Below are 19,075 nucleotides of genomic sequence, written 5' to 3'. Positions count from 1 at the left end.
ACCAAACTCTCCTCCTTTTGGCTGTAATCATTTATAATAATTTAAATTCACATTGAGGGCTTAATACTCATTCGTGTATTATTATATATAAATAAAATGTATCAACAACCACAAAACATCAGGATTCGTGCATTAATACACAACGCGACTCAAATTGTGAATTACTTTTCAAGAAAGTTAGGTGGATGTACATGCTTAAAGTGGACAGAAGAAGTTTGAAATCTCAAGAAGCTATCAAAAAAGCAGTGATAGAACTCATGTCTGAAAAAAGTTTTGATGACATTACGATTCAGGATATTGCTGATCAAGCTAATGTTAATCGTAGAACGATCTATCTGCATTACTTGGATAAGTACGATCTACTGGATAAGCTTATTGAAGAGCATATTGAGGAATTAAAGAGATTGTGTGAATTGGAAGCTGAAACGGATACATTAGAGGGTAGTGCAACATGGTTTTTATATTTTGAACAACATTATTCATTCTTTTCAGCAATGTTAACTAGTAAAGGAGCTCCTTTTTTCCGTAGCAGGTTCCTCGATTTTGTCACAGACGATATTAAGAATGGTTGGGATATGTCCGAGGGAAAAAAACAAGGAATAGATGAAGAGCTTCTTATTCAATTTATCTCACCAGCTTATGTAGGAATTGTAGAATGGTGGTTTATTAATGACATGCCCTATTCACCTCAAGTTATGGGAAAACAAGTGGGAATGTTATTGGAAAATAACCTCTCCTAAACAAAGATGATTCATTCCCAACTATAGTCTGATTTCTTCCAACGCAAAAAAAGGCAACCGAATCATTCCTGTTCGGTTGCCTTTGATTTAGATATAAAACTTTATATACCTTTACTTCTCCGATGGGAGTGGTGTAAAGAGCAGATTGACCGGCAGGTTGCTTCCCGGCGCGGCAGAGAATAGAATGGTTACGCTCTCTCCAGTTGAACCGGTGCGGTAAAGCACGCTTTGTTCACTTGAATTGGCAACCGCAACGTTACCATCGGCAATCGATACCAACTGATTGTTCACCAGAGCTACTCCGGAGTACTTCCCTCCACGAGGGTTAAAGGAGATAAGTGTACGCGGAGCAACATTGGTCAGCGTAATTTTGTACAATACGCCGAAATTACCCGCATTGGATGCGTCTGTGTAAGCCATCGGATCTGTTCCTACCAGATTGGGATCGCTTGAATTGTCACCAAGTGGCAGACGGGCAGGTTTGATTCCCACGTGCTCATCGTACTTTATAATGCGAGTCGCATTCGGGTACGTACCCCGGTTGTGTACTCCGTCACGATCCAGCACAGGTAGCAATGACAAAGCCTCGAAAGGATCTTTATTTTCTTCCACCAGGATAACGTTATAGTCTAAGGAATAATCACTATAAGCGTCCGAATAGAGGGAGATTACTTGTCCTTCTTTCATCGGCGTTTTATTAAGTTCTGTCAAAATCAGTTTGCTTTCCCCAGGTTGAAGGTACTCTTTCTTTTGATCCGCTCCAGTCTGAATCGACTTGAACCATTTATCAATAGACAATTTCCCAGCTACGGTAGCATACGGTGTAGGTCCGGCAAAGCCCATATTCTGTTGTTCAAATACGGCTGGATTCAGATTGTTATTGGTTGCAATCACATACATTTTTACTCTTTTGCCTGTATTGTTCACGTGGTGAATCATGAAACGGGTCTGCCCCGAAGATGATTCTTTATATACAATGCCTTCCGTATTCACAGTTTCCGGACTGTTACTGCGGATCAGCAAACTTGGCTCATCCATGTACGTATAAGGCACTTTCTCCATCGTAGTCACTTCGCCGCCGTTAAAGGTGAATTTCTGTCCTACCGGCGTGAAGAGTAAATTAAAATCGGTAAATGAATATAAGGTCTCATTGGTTATGGTGATGACTTTGGAGTACGTGTTCGTAGCACCGTGATTGTCAGTTACCGTAAGAGTCACCGTTTTTGGACCCGGTTCAAAGAACGCAAGTGAATTGTTCTCCCACGCCGCTTTAACAATATTATTTTCATCATCTGTACTTTGGTCTGTGTATGTTATTTTTTCGCCCATTTTATACTCTTCTTTATCCGTGGCGAACATGGCTACAGGAGGAAGATTAGGAGCCAAAACTTCAATCGTAGTTGAATAGGGATCGCTCCATTGACCATTGGAATCCTGTACTTGATATGAAATCGTATATGTACCTGCTTGATCAAATGAATCCTGGCGACCAGTCCAGCGTTCGTCAACGATATCCATTCCATTAGGTGAACTGGAAGAAGTCACGTAGTCTACTTGATCACCCGCAAAAATTTCCTTTTGGGAAATGGTAAAGCTTGCAACAGGTTTTGTATTAAGATTCAACACAACCGTTTTAGCCGACTGATTCACTTTATAGGTGATGTTCAGAGCTTGAGTAATGGAAGTTAACGGCACCATGAATGTACTTTTTTGCTGATAAGCAGGGCCTTTCATCGTTCTGGTCTCTCCATTTACCGTATAGTCCTTGCTGTTAGTTTTGAATCGGAGTTCATCTTCACCACTAATAATGATGGTTTCCTTGGTTTTGTTATCATATTTGACGCCGTATCCCACACGGTCAACCAGCGCACGGATTGCAACATAGGATACACCGTTTTTTACAGCCATTGGCTGTCCAGCAAGATACGTTTTTCCATCCTGCTCCATTTTGTTGCTATTCATGTACAACGTCAGATTCCCACCTGCTGCTGCAGGAGACGTTCCATCAATGGATGGTTGCTCTATCTGAGCAGGCGTAGCTGGCGTTTCAACCTTCTCAGGGGTTTCCTCTTGAACTACAGGTTTTTCACCCGTTTCGTTTGTAGTCGTCTCTCCCCCATCCAATGCAGGTTTCTCGCTCTCTGTTTTAGGTGTTGCCTCAGTGCCGGTTGAGGTTTGAGTGTCCTTGGTTTCAGTGGGCGGAGTATTGATAGATTTGTTATTGCTCTCCGTCTTCACTTCACGCTCTGCAATCGGCTGCTCTTGCTGTAACACCTCAACTGATTCTACATTGGCTGTGTTTACTGACGCGGTGTCACCTTGCGGTGCTGATTGCGCACTCACAGAACCAACTGCAAATGCTTGAAAAACGGCTAAAGCGGTAAAAATGGATAATTTCTTCTTCATATTCATGTGTTGTCTTTGGCTCCTTCTACTCTCTAGTAATGTATAACCCCTCAAAAAGTCATAGTATTAGACGCTAGATTTAGGAAAAAGTTTCTAATTGAATTGTAAATTATGGATTTTTGTGCAACTATTTTTTCAATGTTTGGTTATAAGTTCTTTGAATAAGAAGCGCCTATTGCATAATAGTCTTGATTTTGCACAAGATAATCCATGTCGCATTTTATAAAGAGGTGGATCAATGACCCCAACCAATCAGGCTTTTTCTGAATTAAAAATGAATATTTCTTATGTTGAACAGTCCCTCTACTGTACTGACGATTTGAAACAACAACAGCTTCTACTTAATGGTGTACAGAGTGTGCTTCTCTATATCGATTCACTTGTAGATCAGGAGATCATTCAAACACATGTCTTAACAGCACTGAATGGCCAAGCTCATTCGGAAATCTACCCATCGTTCACGACTTTAGAAAGTCGAAAAGATACGGATCTGCAACGTGGAATAGATTCACTTATTCAAGGGAAAAGTCTTTACATAATCGATGGGTACCCGGAGTTTTACATTCTTTCTACCGAGAAAATGTATGTCCGAAGCACAACCGAACCGGAGAATGAAGGCGTTATTCGAGGGCCGCATAATGGATTCGTAGAGCAGCTTTCGGTTAATTTGAATCTGATCCGTAGACAAATTATTAGTCCATCCTTAATCGTTCGATATTTTAACGTCGGCGAGAAGACACATACCAAAATTGCAGTTGTATATCTTCAAGACTTGGCCAATCCGGAGTTAGTGAACGAAGTAAAAGAGCGAATCACGTCCATATCTTCAGATATGGTGCTCGCTCCAGGTTTTATTGAAGAGTTTATGGAGGATAACCCCTTCTCTCTGTTTCCCCAGCAGCTCAATACAGAAAGACCTGACCGGGTTATTGCCAACTTGATGGAAGGACGTGTCGCCATACTTGCCGAAGGAAGTCCTTCAGCTCTTATTGCTCCAGTTACGTTTTTTGCTTTTTATCAAAGTCCGGATGATTATCATGGTCGCTGGATTGTCAGTTCCTTTTTACGTTTAATTCGCATGATGAGTTTTGTCATTGCTTTTACATTACCTGCTGTTTATATTGCAACCATCTCTTTTCACTCCGCTATTTTACCGATCGAACTGGCACACACGATCAAGAAATCATTACAGAACATCCCCTTTCCTGCACTTGTAGAGGCAATGTTACTTGAACTGATCTTTGAAGTATTAAGAGAAGCCGGGGTCCGACTTCCCAGCCGTGTGGGCCAGACCATCGGCATCGTTGGCGGTTTGGTTATCGGAGATGCTATCGTTCGTGCGGGGCTTGTATCCTATACAATGATTATTGTGGTTTCACTAACCGCTATCTCGTCGTTTTTGGTGCCTTCGCATGAGATGAGTTCGGCAGTCCGTATTCTCCGCTTTCCAATGATGATTGGAGCGGCGCTTTTTGGATATATCGGCATCGCATTTGGTCTGGTAATTCTAACCATTCACCTCTGTAAGATGGAAAACTTCGGATCGCCTTATTTTGCTCCAGTGGCCCCTTTCCGATTAGCTGACATGAAGGATGTATGGATTCGATTTCCCATCTGGGCGCTTCGCGGGCGTCCTCATGATGCCCGCCCGCAGCGGCTGAATCAGCAGAAGTTCTCTAGGAGTTGGAAAAAACGTGAATAAGGAAACAACAATTACTCGGGGACAATTATTCTTGCTCATTTTGAAATTTGAAATTGGTGTAGATATCTTGTCCCTCCCTTACCGTATACACCTTCTCTCTAAAGGCGGTGGGTGGATCTCTGTATTCCTTGGAGGGTTCCTGATCCAACTTGTCATATTGTTGTGCTGGCTTTTGATGCGAAGATTCCCGAGTTCATCCATTTATGACATTGTAACGCTGATTACGGGGAAATGGATTGGCAAGTTGCTGATCATTGCCTACGTTGGATATTTCCTGTTAATGGGTACTTCTGTTCTGGTGAACGCCTACAGTGTGATTAACCGCTGGATGCTGCAGGATACGCCTCGGTGGGCTATATTAGCCCTCTTCTTGTTCAGCAGTATCTATTTGGTTCGGCAAAAATTACGAATCATTGCCCGAGTACTGGTACTCATCTCCTTTTTGGTCTTGCCCATGATGGTATTGATCAGTTATGGACTCAAGGAAGTTAATCTGTTATATCTTTTGCCTTTAACCGAAGCAGGATGGCCCAATATCATTAGTGGATCAACCGAAACATTAATGGCTATGTTTGGATTCGAGTTTTTTCTCGTTGTGTTTCCTATGGTTGAAGGTAGCAGCGGTGGCAAACTCAAGTCTGTTGCTTTAGCAAGTGCTGTAGTTGTGGTGTTGTATGCATTCACCGTGTTCATTTGTTCAACGGCGTTCAGCCCCCAGCAACTTGACTTAATGCCTGAACCGGTCATATATCTGCTCCGCTCTATCCCACTCGGAACAATGGATCGGGCCGATTTCCTGTTCCTCCCTATCTGGTTAATATCCATTTTTGGGGCCATATGTGGCTATTACTATACGGCATCTTATGGTATAAGTTATCTCTTCAAACAAAAACACCATAAAAAAGCCGTGCCTTATGTCGTTCTTGCTTCTTGCATAATTGCGTATCTGCCACAACAGAAGGAAAAACTTGAGTTAATTAGTACGATAGCCAACAGATCGGCATACTTTTTTCTCATGATCCTGCCTCTGCTCCTGTTGGTTCTATCTTATATAATGAAACGAAAAGAGAAGATGATATGAGTAAACGGGGGAAAATCCTCATCCTGCTGACCCTGCTCATGGTGATGACGGGATGTTGGGATCAGGATAGTTTAAAAGATGCAAGACTGGCTAATGCTTCGGCGTTTGACATCACCTCAGAGGGTGAAATTAAACAGACGCTTGAAATTGTCGATGATTCTGAGAGTCAACAAGGGAGCAGCGGTAATGAAGTCCACTCAGGCACCGGGAGATCCGTCCGTCAAAGTACAGATAGAATTCGCGCTAAAGTGACTGGTGATATCCGGTTTTTCAAATATGGGATGATCTTATACGGCAACAAACTCGCACAAAATGATATCTACCCCTACCTGGACGTCTTATATCGGGAACCCGATTACCCAACATCACATGTGAAAATTGCTATTGTGGATGGCGATGCCGGAGATCTGTTACACCAAAAAAAAGTTGGCAGCATATTGATTGGTGATTTTATTACCAAAAAAATTAAGAGTCTGGAGGAATTATGTATTTTTCCGGAAATGACGTTAGAGACCCTTCTCCCTCCCATGCTGGATCCGGGACAGGATTTTACACTGCCTTATCTATATAAGGATGGAGAGGAGATTGATGCTAGGGGAATCGCCCTGTTTCATGGGCAAAGGTTCAATGGGAGTCTTACGACCGAACAGGCTCCTCTATACATTATTATGAGTGGGAAATGGAATAAAACAGCGCGTTTTGTCAAAAAGGTCCACCCAGGGCCTTCCAACAACCCGCGGAACTATGTCACTTATGAAGCAAATATCGCACAAATTAAGCGCAAACTTGCGGTAAAGGTGGCAAGTGATAGCCAAATTGATGTGAACCTCCGTATCGAACTTCCAGTAACGATCGTTGAGTATGCAATGAATCATCTTCAGGATAAAGACACAATTGAACGTCTGAACAGCCAGTTATCCGATGACATGACTCAGGACGCAGAACAAATTATCAAGACACTTCAGCAAAGTGGTTGTGATTCCTTCGGTATTGGCAGACATTTAATTGCCCATTACCCGGACTTATGGAAAAGCCTAAACTGGAATAAAGAATATGCCCAAGTTCGTTTTCACCCGGAAGTAAAGGTTACAATAGTCGGCAGCGGCGTTCTAAATTAATAACATGCTGTCGTGCAATTGGGAAAGCTCTCTTCCATTTGGAAGAGAGCTTTTGACTGTTGACGTAAAAAGAAGGATTTGCTAATATCTTTAGTCGTTAAGAAGCACTTCAGTGGAAAGTTTTATCGTGCCTGGTTGAGTATAACTTCGGCAGTGAAGCTGACCTATAAAATAGGTGAAAGAAGACGTGATATTCCTTCTTTAAATTTGATAATAAGGGACCTGTTTCTATAACGATCAGAAGTAAGTTCTGTACTTAACTGGCTATCTTGATGAAACAATTCTTGAAGTTGTTTCGCAACTCGCTCGTCATATACAATTGCATTCACCTCAAAATTCAACCTAAAGCTCCGGGAATCAATATTCATCGTCCCTACTGAAGCGACTTCTTCGTCTACTACAATGGTCTTTGCGTGTAAGAATCCATTATCATACAACAGAATCTTGGCTCCATAGTCCAGCAATTCACCAGCATACGCCCAAGTCGCCCAATATACAAACGGGTGATCGGGCTTATTGGGAATCATAATGCGCAGATCCACCCCGGATAGCAGTGCGATTTTACATGCATCCATAAAAGTGCTGTCAGGAATAAAGTAAGGCGTTTGAATATACACACTCTTTTTGGCATTTACTATAAGCTTGATGTACATATTCTTCAGGTGTTCCACCTGTGAGTTAGGACCACTAGACACAATCTGAACTGGACTTGAACCATCAAGCCTTGCTGTGTTGAAGGAGAATTGTTCGTAACTTACTTGATCGGATTTGCTGGCGTGTTTCCAATCCAAAATAAACCTTCCTTGAATATGATTAACGGCATCCCCGTGCAATTTAAAATGTGTATCACGCCAGTATCCAAACTTTTTATCCATGCCTAGATACTCATTTCCCAGATTAAATCCGCCAATATAAGCAATCTCCCCATCAATAATACAAAGTTTTCGATGATTTCGATTATTCATACGGAAATTTAATGGCCTAATCAGTGACGGGAAAAAGACCTCTACTTCTCCACCGGCAGAGATCAGTTCTCTGAAAAACTTCAATGAAAGTTTCTTTGAACCAATTTCGTCATAGAGAACTCGCACTTTTACGCCTTCTTTAGCTTTTATAGTTAATTCATCTCGTAATTTCTTCCCTAAGGAATCCGGTTGAATAATGTAATATTGGATGTTAATCTCTTTCTTGGCTTCCTTGATATCTGCAAATAATGAATCAAATTTCTCTTGTCCATCATCGAAGATGAATATCTCATTGTCATTGGTTAGGATTGCATTGGATGATGTGAGATTCAATTGAATCAAGTCAGCATATTTCATGAGCAGGGGGTTGTTTTCCTTACGTTGCTGCTTCAATGTCACTAACTGGTTCTCGACAATTAACTTTAGGGAGTTTCTCTCTTCAACTGAAAGTCCGTAGAAATTTTTCTTTTTAAGGTTACGTCCCAAAAAGAGATAAACGATAAAACCTAAAATAGGAATGAAGTAAAATATCATGAGCCAGGCCCAAGTATAACCAATGTCTCTCCTTTCAAAAAACAAAAATACCGCTGAGAGTAATATGTTTATAATCATAACGAGCGAAAGTATCAGCGTGACCATACTGCTATATCTCCTGCCTTCCATTGACTTTATGTAAATAATAAAAAGTGCTTATTACTTAGCTGTTCTCGAATGAAGCCGCCATCACAAAGAATATGATAACATACTTGAGGAATACTAAATCTATTAAATGATAATCACTAGACATCGAACCAAAAAAGAATCCACTTCCTATAAAAGAAGGGATTCTTTCACATTGAATATCCTATACTTAGAATCTGTAATTCAAAGAGAACGCAATTTTGATACTTGTTGTTCCCGCACCGGCTCCAATGAGACTTATAGAATTAATTGTTGGTGCAGTATAAGATCTACTGCTACCTGGGGCTACGACAAAACCAGGAATTTGAACACCGTCAATAAGCAAAGCAGCGGTGGGTGAAACCCCCACTCCGTTATTCTCAATTAGAATAGTTCCGTTTATCAGAAACGTTGAGGAATTTTCGTATATAATTGTTGGTGTCCCTCCCGTATCTGACAAATTTATCGTAGTACATACGGCATCGTTCACCACCGCTGGAGAAACCGTATTATTACAATTACCAATTTGAGCCATTTGTGAACCTCCTTAAAAATGCTCTTTCTATAAATATATGTGGGGAGATAGTAGTGGTTCGGGCTATTCCAACTTTGTTTCCATTTATTCCTCATCCTCTTCTTCATTTAGAACTTGATAGTATATATCTATTCCAAATGTGCCGCTTGCAATATTGTTTAAGCTCTTTTCAATCTCCACTTCAATATGATGCATTCCGGCACAGCTAAAAGCACAGGTGTTACCCGGTAGAACAGGAAGCGAACACGTTCCTTCATTATGTATTATGTTCAAAAAGACAGATGAATTACTTTGTTTATGATTATAAATACTTACTGTACCATGTACTTTTAAGGCTGAAGATGCTGACCACAGCGTTAAAACCTCTGTTATGTTTGCTGAATTTATATGGAACTCCCCACAAATAGTTGTTTCAGCGAGACGAGTATTCACTCAGACTGCTCCCTTCCATAATTCTTCCTTTCATTTATTTTATTAGTGATCTGCTGTTTTCATGTATGATTATGCTCCTAATGAACAACAAAAAAACCGCTACATTAGCGGCTTTTAATAGTACTATGTTCGTGACTTTAAACGATATACGACCGACTATCCAATCTCCCCTGCTCGTTAGTTCCTTACAACAGGAATCCACATTTCACCATATACCAAACCGTTTTTCTCTCCCATTTCAACTGTTGTATTTGGACCGCCAACATAGGCATAATCTTTTTCTACGGGGAGGGCTTGACCAAAGGCAATGCCAGTAAGCATATTATTGAGCGCATCAGCCGTTGCAGCTTCGCCCTTCACAACCAGGTATTCTCCCTTAGGAAATTGGATTACTCTCGTTGCTTCTGGCAAAGTTTCTGCTGTCATGACACCAGCATAATGCATCATCTGGTTATTTACTGCTTCGTTTACGGCAAAAATGTAGTCGTTTGTTGCCAGAGACTTTAGTTTGTCCAGGCTTCCATCCTCTTTCACCGTGGACCAAAAATCCGCCTTCTCCTTGCTGATGCCAACATAGTCTGTATAGTCGCTCTTAAGATCCGTTCCAATACCTAACACGATAAAGCTCTCTTTTTCTTCGAAATGATAATTACTCATGGTTTACACCGTCCTCTTTAAATTTTCAATTGATTTGTGTTTTCACTTGATAGGTTTATAATAACCTTAAATCATGTCAGAATATGATACTGTTTAGGGGGCCCAATGAAAAAAGTTGAACGCATTAATACCATCACGCGGTATATCAATAACCGTGCACACTTTACCATCTCTGAAATCATGCGAGAATTTAATATTTCTCGTTCGACAGCCATTCGAGATATCAGAGAAATTGAAGCCATGGGAATGCCACTTGTCGCTGAAGTTGGGCGGGACGGGGGTTATTTTGTCATGAACAACTCCCTCCTGCCCACGGTACGGTTTACCGATAATGAAATCAAAGCGTTATTCATTGCTTTTATGGCGACAAGAAATCAACAGCTTCCTTATCTGAAGAGTCGTCAATCTTTGGCTGAAAAGTTATTGGGCCTTATCTCAGAACATCAGCAAGATGACCTTGTACATTTGAATCAAATATTGCTTTTTGAAGGAACCAATCCCCATAATCCAGACTTGCTTGATCTATCAGACCTGCCTCACCCTACCTTGGAAAAACTCATCCAAATTCTTCTTATAGAACGTTATTTGTTAGTCACTGTCCAAGAAGAGAAGAAAACCAAGTCCTATCCCATTGTTCTCTTGCACCTTCATCATCAAAAAGGCCATTGGATCATTGAAGGTTTTGACTTGGAGGAAGAAAAAAGACGAATCGTATCCGTTGACAACCTCATCCATGTCGAAGCATACCCGGCGAAAAAAAGACTGAGTACAAAAAAGATTGTAGAACAACTCAAACGAAATACACAGGAAGAAGTTATCAACCTTGTTCTGGAACTTGGTCCAAAGGCAATTGCGCAATTCAAAAAATACCATCCTTTAAAGTTTTCAATTGCCTATACAAATCCATACCAGACTACGGCTCTCCTAAAGGCATTTATGAATGTTCATAACTCAGAAGAGTTAACCGAAATCACCAATTGGTTGCTTTTTCTAGGAGAAGATATCAAGGTGAAGGAGATTCCGGAAGAAGTCCTGAATGCTGTACAAGAGAGATTAAGCTTATACCAAATGAAGCAGTGAGCAGCCCCCTCCTACCTAGTCTCTCCATTATCTAACAATACCTTACCTGAATTCAGGCTGAGGGTTCAGCACGGAAAACCAAAAAAAGCCGCTATTGCAGCGACTTGTGATGGAATCATATTCATATTCATTCATGTCTTACGCCAATGTTTGGCGAGCTGTTCCTTCAATACTAAAAGTCAGCATTAGACTGGGCATGATTAGGTGTATGCTGCGGGACGTTTTTAACGAGTAGGAAATAAGTAACAATGGCAATGATACTGGTCATTAACAAAGTGAGTCCTAACGGGACGGCAGTGTCCTCACCCGCGATGCCGACCAGAGGAGCAACCAGTGCACCCAGAAGAAAAGGAACAACGCCGAGCAGTGCTGCTGCACTTCCGGCCATCTTAGCTTGACTCTCCATGGCAAGTGGGAATGCCGCTGTAGACGTAATGCCGATCGAGCATACAAAGAAGAACAATGGAATCACCAATGCGAAAAGTGGACCATGAGCCAGGGTGACGACCAAAGCAGCCACACTTGCTATTATAGCAAGCCATAGTCCCGATAATAGCAGCGTCTGCTCAGGGATACGTTTAGCTAGTCGACCCACGATTTGAGATCCGATGATCAAGCTGATGCCGTTCGAAGCAAATAATATAGCAAATACAGTGGGTGTGACGCCATATATATTTTGGTAAATAAATGGTGTTCCCGCCACATAAGCAAAGACCCCTGCTGTCATAATTCCCTGTGCCAGCATGTAGCCTACAAACTTACGGTCACGCAGAAGCATTCTGTAATTACCCAATTGCTGTTTGAAGTCAGGAACTATACGTCTTTCGATAGGGTGTGTTTCTTTTAAGCTCCACTTTGTCATGATTAATAAGAAAATTCCCAAGAATGAAAGGCAGATAAACACGCCAATCCAGGTTGTGAATGAAAGAACCCCACTTCCCGCGATGGGTGCTGCCAAAGGCCCCAAATTCCCTACAAGCAACAGCAAAGAGAAAAATTTAGTGAGTTCATGTCCACTGTATAGATCTCTAGCTATCGCACGGGAAATGACAATTCCAGCTGAAGCCGCAAATCCTTGCGTGAAACGAAACAAAATCAATAGTCCGATATTCGGAGCAAAAGCACATGCCAAGGAACAAATAATGTAGGCTGCCATACAGATCAACAATGGTCTACGTCTACCGTACGCGTCACTCAAAGGACCCATAACGAGTTGTCCTACACCAAGTCCTAATAAACAGGCAGTAAGGCTAAATTGTACAAGTGATGCCGTTGTATTCATATTTTGTGCAATCTCCGGAAAAGCCGGTAAATACATATCAATCGTAAATGGACCTAATGTAGAAAATAAACCTAGTAGTATTGCCAGTCCAAAAACATTCCAATTCGTGCTCTTCGCCATAATAAATAAAATCTCCAATTCCTTATATAATTTGCAAGCCTAATCGAGTATAAGACATAGAGTTAACTGTAGGTCAAGTCTTAAGACTATTAAAACCAAAAAAAAGCCGCTTATTAAGCGACTTTGAATGGAAAACTATTTAAATTGTGTAACTCCCCCGGCCTGAACCCATATGACTCATGATCATTTCGGCAGCTCGCTTGTAACCGCCAGCCTGCCTTAGAGATTCACCAATGAGGTAAGCCTGCCGTCTATAAAGTGAATTGTGTAGCACTTCTGTTAATGCCTCTCTCAAATTAGTTGCACTGAGGTTATGTTTATTTAAAGTAATACCCGCGCCGAGCTCCTGTACCCGATTGGCGACAAGAGGCTGATCCGATGTTAATGGAATCATCACCATTGGAACGTTATAATATAACGCCTCACTTGTGCTGTTCATTCCAGCGTGTGTAATAAAAACATCGGTATGCTGCAGCATGTCCAACTGGGCAATGTATGGCTTGACGATAAAATTAGGTGGTATTTGATCAGCCAGCGGCTCCATATCCGTGTATTTTCCTGAAGATAAAACAACATTCACGGGTAGATCCCCTAATGCTTCAAAACAAAGCTGATAGAAATCCAAATTTTTATTTAAAATCGTACCCATAGCAATGTACACGGTTTGCGGGTACCGTTCACGAAGCAACTCAAACGAGAAGGTCGGAGCATCTTGGCGTGTTATGATCGAAGGACCCGTGAAAATAAAACGATCATCCAGCTTTTCTGCCTGCGGCTGAAAATAACGGCTGGTGTACACGAGCTTTAACTGACCTGTATGTGCCGGAATCTCTTCCATAGCTGGAATACTCACTTGAAGCTCTTCAGCTAACTCCGTTGTGATCTTCATCGTAGCCTCATAAAGCTCCTTCGTCTCCGTCTCATTCAGAACTGAGCTAGATCCCAGAGGCTCCACAAAAGCAAAGGACGCAATCGAGCACACCGCAGGAATTCCCAGTTTTTCTGCAAGAATAGTCCCTCCCCATCCCATCAGGGAATCAAAGATCATATAATCAAACTTTTGATCCTCGATCACCTGTAGCACATTGGGGATGATCCTCCGGATAATACCGCTTACCATCATATAAATGAACTGATAAGAATGCTTGTATTCCTGGGGTTTCAACACCGGATCATGAGAGAAGGCATCTTGTGGAAACGGATAGGTAATGATCTGGGCACCGGTTTGTTCAATTCGGGAACGATACTCCTCCGTGCACACATAGATGACTTCCTCACCATTGTCTATCAACTGAGTAACTAATCCTAACGATGGATTCACATGTCCTTCAGCTGGAGTAATGACTACTAATACACGTGCCATCTTACCCACCTCCCAATGCAATTAGTCCCCCCGTTCTTCGTGATGTATTTAACGACGCGGTCGTCATCCGTTACATGGAGATGTTATCCTTCACTTGGTTGATTGGATGATGTTCTTGATGAACGAGTTTGGTAATTCGTAGTGATGCCAAGAAACTTAACAAGACCCATAATAATTGCAGTGTTAACACGATCAAAACACCTGTCGATATGCCCCACTGTAACGTTTCGGACAAGGCAATCAGAGCGCCACCAACTCCAATGCTTACGCCCATGTAGAAGGAATCCACAAATTGCAGATTCGCGGACATTTCTCCCTCTTTCCTGGGCAAGGCATGTTGTAAAGCAATGGCTGCTGTTGTAGGGTTGGCCAATCCAACACCGAACCCTGTAATCATTTGTGAGAGAAGGATGAGTATAATCCCACCGTCCGTCAAAATAAGAGCCAGGATCACAAGCGCAGTTCCAACGATCATAATCCCAATGCCCGTCATGACCCTACCCTTTCGGGCCCGACCTTGATCTCGTGCATCAAGCTTGGCTTGTAACCACGCTGCGGCGGACCAGCTCAGAGAACCTGCTGCTACAATGAGGCCAGCAAGGTCAGCTGATAACCCCTTCACTTCGGTTAGTGCCAAGATCACAAAACTTTCCGTTGTAAAATAACAAGCAACATATAGACCCCTCGATACCAAAGTAGCAGGCAATCCTTTTTTTACCGAAAAAGTGCCCACAGGCAGCAATTTACGCATTGGTTGGATCATGACGACTAATCCAGCCAAAGTGAGTACTATGCCTTTCCAATCGGTTATCATACCAAGTCCTGTGAGTAACAGCCCCGTTCCAACCGCAAGCAGAATCGCATACATAATCTTTGAGTCAGTTGCTCGCGCTGGACCTGACAGATCTTGCTGAAGCTGCAAATTACGGAAAGAACGGAATGTGAGACTCAACGCTATTCCAATCAAGGGTAGAACGATCCAGAAAACATATCGCCACGAGATGTAGGAAGCAATAAGGCCTGCTGCATAAGGTCCGATTAAGGTTGGTAGGACAAATGCCATAGAGAATGCGGCCAGGATTTGAGTACGAAGTGTATCTGGATAATGTAACGTCACACAGGTATAAACACATGTGATCAGGGCCCCCGCTCCAAAACCTTGAAGGGCTCTTCCGGCAATAAGCATGTGCATATCGAAAGAAATAGCGGAGACCACAGTTCCTAACACAAAAACACTAAAAGATATCAGCATGGATGTAAAAACGCCGCGCTTGTCAATCTGCTGACCCATAACCAAAGTTCCAATAAGCTGAGATAACAAAAATGCGCTAAAAATCCAACCGTATAAATGAATACCCTCTAAACTTTGTGCCATTTTCGCGGCAATCGTTGTGATAGCCAGTCCTTCAAAAGCTACGGTTGCCAGAACCAGCATAATCCCAATTGTAGGCGCCCTGTACTGAGCATCAAAAATCCCAATCTGATTGTTGTTTGTCTTCCACACCTCCATAATTTGATGGGTATTATGGTAAAATAAACCTTTTTACTTCCTGAATATACATGAAGTGTTATACTTTGTAAAGTTAAATGTTTAAAAAGTAAGATTATGGTCTAGAATAGGGTTCCCCATGTTCAATAGGAGATTTTGCTTGAAAATATGCCATGTTCATTACAGTCAATTTGGAGAAGTTCATCCTCCAGGATCCAGGCATCTGTTTTTTCAACAAAGAAATGAAATCCTCCAATGGATTGAACCAATGCGGGATCGACCGGTGTAGCACTCGCATTTATGCCAATTGTAAAAGCATCGGAGCCTCCTCCGATATATTTTGCGTAAATCCTTACATATTGGTCCTCTTCCAATTCCCATTCATTCTTAAATGAATCGATTGCTTGTTCAGATACTACAAATGAGATCATTGCTCTGCACTCCTTCCTTCATTAATCACATTTTTTCACTTCGCCACGATAATTGGCCATTCTGAAACTGGCTCCGCATCCACACGAAACTTTGGCATTTGGATTATTCATGGTGAATCCACCTAACATTCCGCTCTCTTCATAGTCAATCTCAAGACCATCAATATATGGAATACTGTTTGCGTGAACCAATATTTTAAATTGCTTTTTATTTAACACAATGTCTTCTTCTGCCTGCTGTTCATCCACGATAAGAGTATAAGACAAACCACTGCATCCCCCTTCATCAACGCCTACTCTAAGAAAGGCATTTTGGATATCCGCACTTGATAAGATCTCAACGATTTTGTCCGATGCTGTATCACTGACCTCAATGATCATCTTTATTCCTCCCGGTGGTATCATTTTGAAATTTGGTATCCCAGTCCATTAGACAGGGTATGAATGCTGCAAGAGCAGCTCCTTTTGGCGTAAGTTCATAAATAATTTGTGTAGGGCGTGTCCGTATTGTTCTTTTGACCAAATGATCATGTTGAAGACCCTTTAAACGTCTGGAGAGGATCATTTCGGAAATGGAAGGAATGTTATCGAATATTTCACCGAATCTCTTCGGGCCTTGAGACAGAGCACATAAAATATGGATCGTCCATTTCGTTCCGATGATGCGATAAGCTGTAAATAGTTTATTCGGATCCTCAGTGAGCAATGGTCTGTACACCCACTTTCTTATTCATCTGCGTGGTGAGATCCGAGTACTGGCAATGATACTCGTGACGATCAACAAGAGATGGAAACCCATGGCTACAATTAAGCCGGATTGAAGTGACATACCGCCAGCCTGACACACGACAAGTATGGAACCACCAATGCCAATCACTACACCAGGTGTAAAAGAATCTGCAAATTGCAGATTTGCCGAGGTTTGGCCCACGCCTTCTTCCCCCGTTTGGGAGAATGCGACAACACCACTAATCGGATGCGCCAATCCAATACCAACTCCTGCAATGATCTGCCCAATAACTGCGATGGTAACGGTCACAACAGGTACCCAAAATACGATGGCAATCCCTATGGCAAGTAACAATACGCCAAGAATAATTCTCATATGACGTCCACTGCCCTGATCTGCCGCATCCCACCGTCCTTGCAGATACGCAATGATACACCAACTTAATGCAGCACTCGCCACAATTAATCCGGCCTGAGAAGGTGTAATTCCTTTCACATCGATTAGAGCCAATACCAGGAAATTCTGTGTACTAGTATAGGCAGCGAAGAACAATCCACGTGTTGCCAAAATAGCTGGCATTCCTCTGCGCAACGTAAGTGTTCCCTTCGGTAGCAATTTACGCAGAGGAAATATCATCAATACTAGGCCAATCACGACTAAAACAAATCCCATAATGCTCGGAAGCCTACTTAGACCAACCAGGAAAATCCCTGTACCTAACGTTAAGAGTAACGCCATCCAAGTGGATGAAGATCCGCTATCCCCTCCTGTCTTCTGCACTTTCAATTTCCTAAAGGCAGGTAAACTAAGCAATGCTGAAACCACCAGCACAGGTAAGATCCCCCAGAAAACAAAGCGCCAGGACCACTGATCTGCGATAACTCCTGCTACATATGGACCGAGCATGGACGGAAGAACATAGGCAGTACCAAATGCTCCAAGAATTTTGGCACGCAACTCATCCGGGTAACTTAACGATATAGCTGTATACACACAAGTCATCATAGCTCCGGCACCCAAACCCTGTAGAGCCCGTGATCCTATCATGGTATACATGTCGCCTGCGGTTGCGGCAGCGATCAGCCCTACGATAAATAACAGAAGTGCAAAAGTGAACGGTGCTGCAGGTCCTCTTTTATCAATGATTCGACCGACGACCAGCGTTCCGATAATCTGCGCAAGCAGATAGGTACTGAATATCCATCCGAACAGGCTAAGGCCGTTCAAGTCTCCAGCAATCGAAGGAGCAATGGTGGTGACGGATAGACCTTCGAATCCAACGGCCATCACTGATAAAATAATCCCTATGGTTAGTGCAAAATAACGCGGACTGAAAATACTTTGATGATTAGACGACATGAAATGTGACCTCCAAGAAAATTGGTATGTATACATCGTATCCGGATACTTAGTAAACATTTTTGTTTATAATGTCTAAGCTACAGTCCGGCTTTGACTTTGTCAACATTTTTGTTTAAAATGTAGTTAGTCATGTAGACTCAGTTGCGTCACAAGGAGGTGCACCATGAGCGGAAATCAAACTAAAAAGGATGTCTCGACCAGTACCCGGAGAGCAATTATTAATCTGTTAAAAGAGCGCGGGGGAATGGATGTTGTCACTCTCTCCTCTCAGTTTTCGTTATCCGGAATGGCTATTCGTCAACATCTGAATGCGCTAAAAGGAGAAGGATTGGTCACCACTGTGGAAGAGGCCCGTCCCATGGGTCGTCCCACCAAGTTATGGATATTAACTCCCGCGGCTAATCGTTTTTTTCCAAGTGGATATTCGGATCTATCCGTCAGCCTCATCAATTCAATGAAAGAGGCTTTTGGTACTGAAGGGCTGGACAAGCTGCTGGATGTTCGAAATAAAAATATGCAAGAACAATATCTTCAGCATCTTGGCGATTCATCAGGAGTTAGAGAGAGATTGGAGAAATTGGCCGAAATTCGTACGAATGAAGGTTATATGGCCGAGGTTAAGGAGCAGGATGATGGCAGTCTCCTATTCATTGAGAAGCATTGTCCGATCTGTGAAGCGGCCGCGGTATGTACCGGGTTATGCAAGAATGAGTTACATTTATTCAAAACAGTTCTAGGCGATAATGTTCATATTGAACGGGGAGAATACATTCTAGCCGGAGGAAGAAACTGCGTATACACCGTTAGGCATAATAAGCCATGACCAAAAGAGCAACCTCATTGGAGATTGCTCTTTTGGTTTGGTTTTTGAACTGATTATGTAATTTTGAATTGAGGTAGAGTATAGTAAGAGTGTCGAAAA

The 19,075-nt window shown here is 42.2% G+C and carries 18 protein-coding genes; 6 read left to right on the top strand and 12 right to left on the bottom strand.

Translation table 11 applies throughout. The features are described 5' to 3' along the window. Positions 1-191: 191 nt before the first annotated feature. Positions 192-740, top strand: coding sequence for a TetR/AcrR family transcriptional regulator (locus tag MHI52_RS15995; protein ID WP_036615561.1), 549 nt, complete (start codon positions 192-194; stop codon positions 738-740). Between the two features lie 111 nt (positions 741-851). Here the strand turns inward: MHI52_RS15995 and MHI52_RS15990 are convergent, their stop codons facing one another. Continuing rightward, the gene (locus MHI52_RS15990; RefSeq protein WP_036615564.1) at positions 852-3,152 is read right to left on the bottom strand and encodes a copper amine oxidase N-terminal domain-containing protein; all 2,301 of its coding nucleotides are present in this window, start codon (positions 3,150-3,152) and stop codon (positions 852-854) included. Between the two features lie 232 nt (positions 3,153-3,384). On the opposite strand from MHI52_RS15990, the gene MHI52_RS15985 reads away from it, so the two are divergent. From MHI52_RS15985 to MHI52_RS15975, 3 genes are read left to right on the top strand one after another with little or no spacing between them, the layout of a single operon-like run. After that, positions 3,385-4,848 (top strand): spore germination protein, encoded by a 1,464-nt coding sequence (locus tag MHI52_RS15985; protein WP_036615566.1) that lies wholly within the window; start codon positions 3,385-3,387, stop codon positions 4,846-4,848. Continuing rightward, positions 4,841-5,929, top strand: a complete 1,089-nt coding sequence (locus MHI52_RS15980; RefSeq protein ID WP_036615569.1) for an endospore germination permease — start codon at positions 4,841-4,843, stop codon at positions 5,927-5,929. The genes MHI52_RS15985 and MHI52_RS15980 overlap by 8 nt, the downstream gene beginning before the upstream one ends. Further along, the gene (locus MHI52_RS15975) at positions 5,926-7,047 is read left to right on the top strand and encodes a Ger(x)C family spore germination protein (RefSeq protein WP_036615573.1); all 1,122 of its coding nucleotides are present in this window, start codon (positions 5,926-5,928) and stop codon (positions 7,045-7,047) included. Before MHI52_RS15980 ends, MHI52_RS15975 begins: the two co-directional genes overlap by 4 nt. A 164-nt stretch (positions 7,048-7,211) precedes the next feature. Here MHI52_RS15975 and cls read toward each other — a convergent pair whose 3' ends face one another. The 4 genes from cls to MHI52_RS15955 all read right to left on the bottom strand — a co-directional run bounded on the left by cls (position 7,212) and on the right by MHI52_RS15955 (position 10,296). Further along, positions 7,212-8,651 (bottom strand): cardiolipin synthase, encoded by a 1,440-nt coding sequence (gene cls / locus MHI52_RS15970; protein WP_083684765.1) that lies wholly within the window; start codon positions 8,649-8,651, stop codon positions 7,212-7,214. Between the two features lie 211 nt (positions 8,652-8,862). Beyond that, positions 8,863-9,207: a DUF3992 domain-containing protein gene (locus MHI52_RS15965; RefSeq protein WP_076253140.1), complete on the bottom strand. Its 345-nt coding sequence runs from the start codon at positions 9,205-9,207 to the stop codon at positions 8,863-8,865. Positions 9,208-9,291: 84 nt separating this feature from the next. Beyond that, entirely contained in the window at positions 9,292-9,639 is a 348-nt protein-coding gene (locus MHI52_RS15960) for an S-Ena type endospore appendage (RefSeq protein WP_076253139.1), read from the bottom strand. Positions 9,640-9,816: 177 nt separating this feature from the next. Further along, positions 9,817-10,296: a GyrI-like domain-containing protein gene (locus MHI52_RS15955; protein WP_076253138.1), complete on the bottom strand. Its 480-nt coding sequence runs from the start codon at positions 10,294-10,296 to the stop codon at positions 9,817-9,819. A gap of 105 nt (positions 10,297-10,401) precedes the next feature. Here MHI52_RS15955 and MHI52_RS15950 point away from each other — a divergent pair, with 105 nt between their 5' ends. Next, positions 10,402-11,376: a YafY family protein gene (locus MHI52_RS15950; protein ID WP_076253137.1), complete on the top strand. Its 975-nt coding sequence runs from the start codon at positions 10,402-10,404 to the stop codon at positions 11,374-11,376. Between the two features lie 172 nt (positions 11,377-11,548). On the opposite strand, the gene MHI52_RS15945 is transcribed toward MHI52_RS15950, so the two are convergent. The 7 genes from MHI52_RS15945 to MHI52_RS15915 form a co-directional block, all read right to left on the bottom strand. Then, on the bottom strand, positions 11,549-12,778 hold the full coding sequence (locus MHI52_RS15945; protein ID WP_076253136.1) for a multidrug effflux MFS transporter: 1,230 nt from the start codon (positions 12,776-12,778) through the stop codon (positions 11,549-11,551). 139 nt (positions 12,779-12,917) lie between these two features. Beyond that, positions 12,918-14,141, bottom strand: a complete 1,224-nt coding sequence (locus MHI52_RS15940; protein WP_036671332.1) for a macrolide family glycosyltransferase — start codon at positions 14,139-14,141, stop codon at positions 12,918-12,920. A 70-nt stretch (positions 14,142-14,211) separates the two neighbouring features. Then, positions 14,212-15,651, bottom strand: a complete 1,440-nt coding sequence (locus MHI52_RS15935) for an MFS transporter (RefSeq protein ID WP_036671331.1) — start codon at positions 15,649-15,651, stop codon at positions 14,212-14,214. 122 nt (positions 15,652-15,773) lie between these two features. After that, positions 15,774-16,061, bottom strand: coding sequence for a HesB/YadR/YfhF family protein (locus MHI52_RS15930; protein ID WP_076253135.1), 288 nt, complete (start codon positions 16,059-16,061; stop codon positions 15,774-15,776). Positions 16,062-16,082: 21 nt separating this feature from the next. Further along, positions 16,083-16,442, bottom strand: coding sequence for an iron-sulfur cluster assembly accessory protein (locus tag MHI52_RS15925; protein WP_017688344.1), 360 nt, complete (start codon positions 16,440-16,442; stop codon positions 16,083-16,085). After that, positions 16,432-16,779, bottom strand: coding sequence for a winged helix-turn-helix transcriptional regulator (locus tag MHI52_RS15920; RefSeq protein WP_370511441.1), 348 nt, complete (start codon positions 16,777-16,779; stop codon positions 16,432-16,434). The genes MHI52_RS15925 and MHI52_RS15920 overlap by 11 nt, the downstream gene beginning before the upstream one ends. A 12-nt stretch (positions 16,780-16,791) precedes the next feature. After that, complete coding sequence (locus MHI52_RS15915) at positions 16,792-18,150, bottom strand: MFS transporter (RefSeq protein ID WP_076253134.1); 1,359 nt, start codon at positions 18,148-18,150, stop codon at positions 16,792-16,794. Positions 18,151-18,316: 166 nt separating this feature from the next. Here MHI52_RS15915 and MHI52_RS15910 point away from each other — a divergent pair, with 166 nt between their 5' ends. Continuing rightward, positions 18,317-18,976 (top strand): metalloregulator ArsR/SmtB family transcription factor, encoded by a 660-nt coding sequence (locus MHI52_RS15910; RefSeq protein ID WP_036671328.1) that lies wholly within the window; start codon positions 18,317-18,319, stop codon positions 18,974-18,976. The last annotated feature ends 99 nt before the right edge of the window (positions 18,977-19,075 follow it).

Source organism: Paenibacillus sp. FSL H8-0283, from assembly GCF_045040675.1.
GTDB lineage: Bacteria > Bacillota > Bacilli > Paenibacillales > Paenibacillaceae > Paenibacillus > Paenibacillus amylolyticus.
Note: the sequence above shows the minus strand (reverse complement) of the source record. Positions and strands in the feature narration are given on the sequence as shown.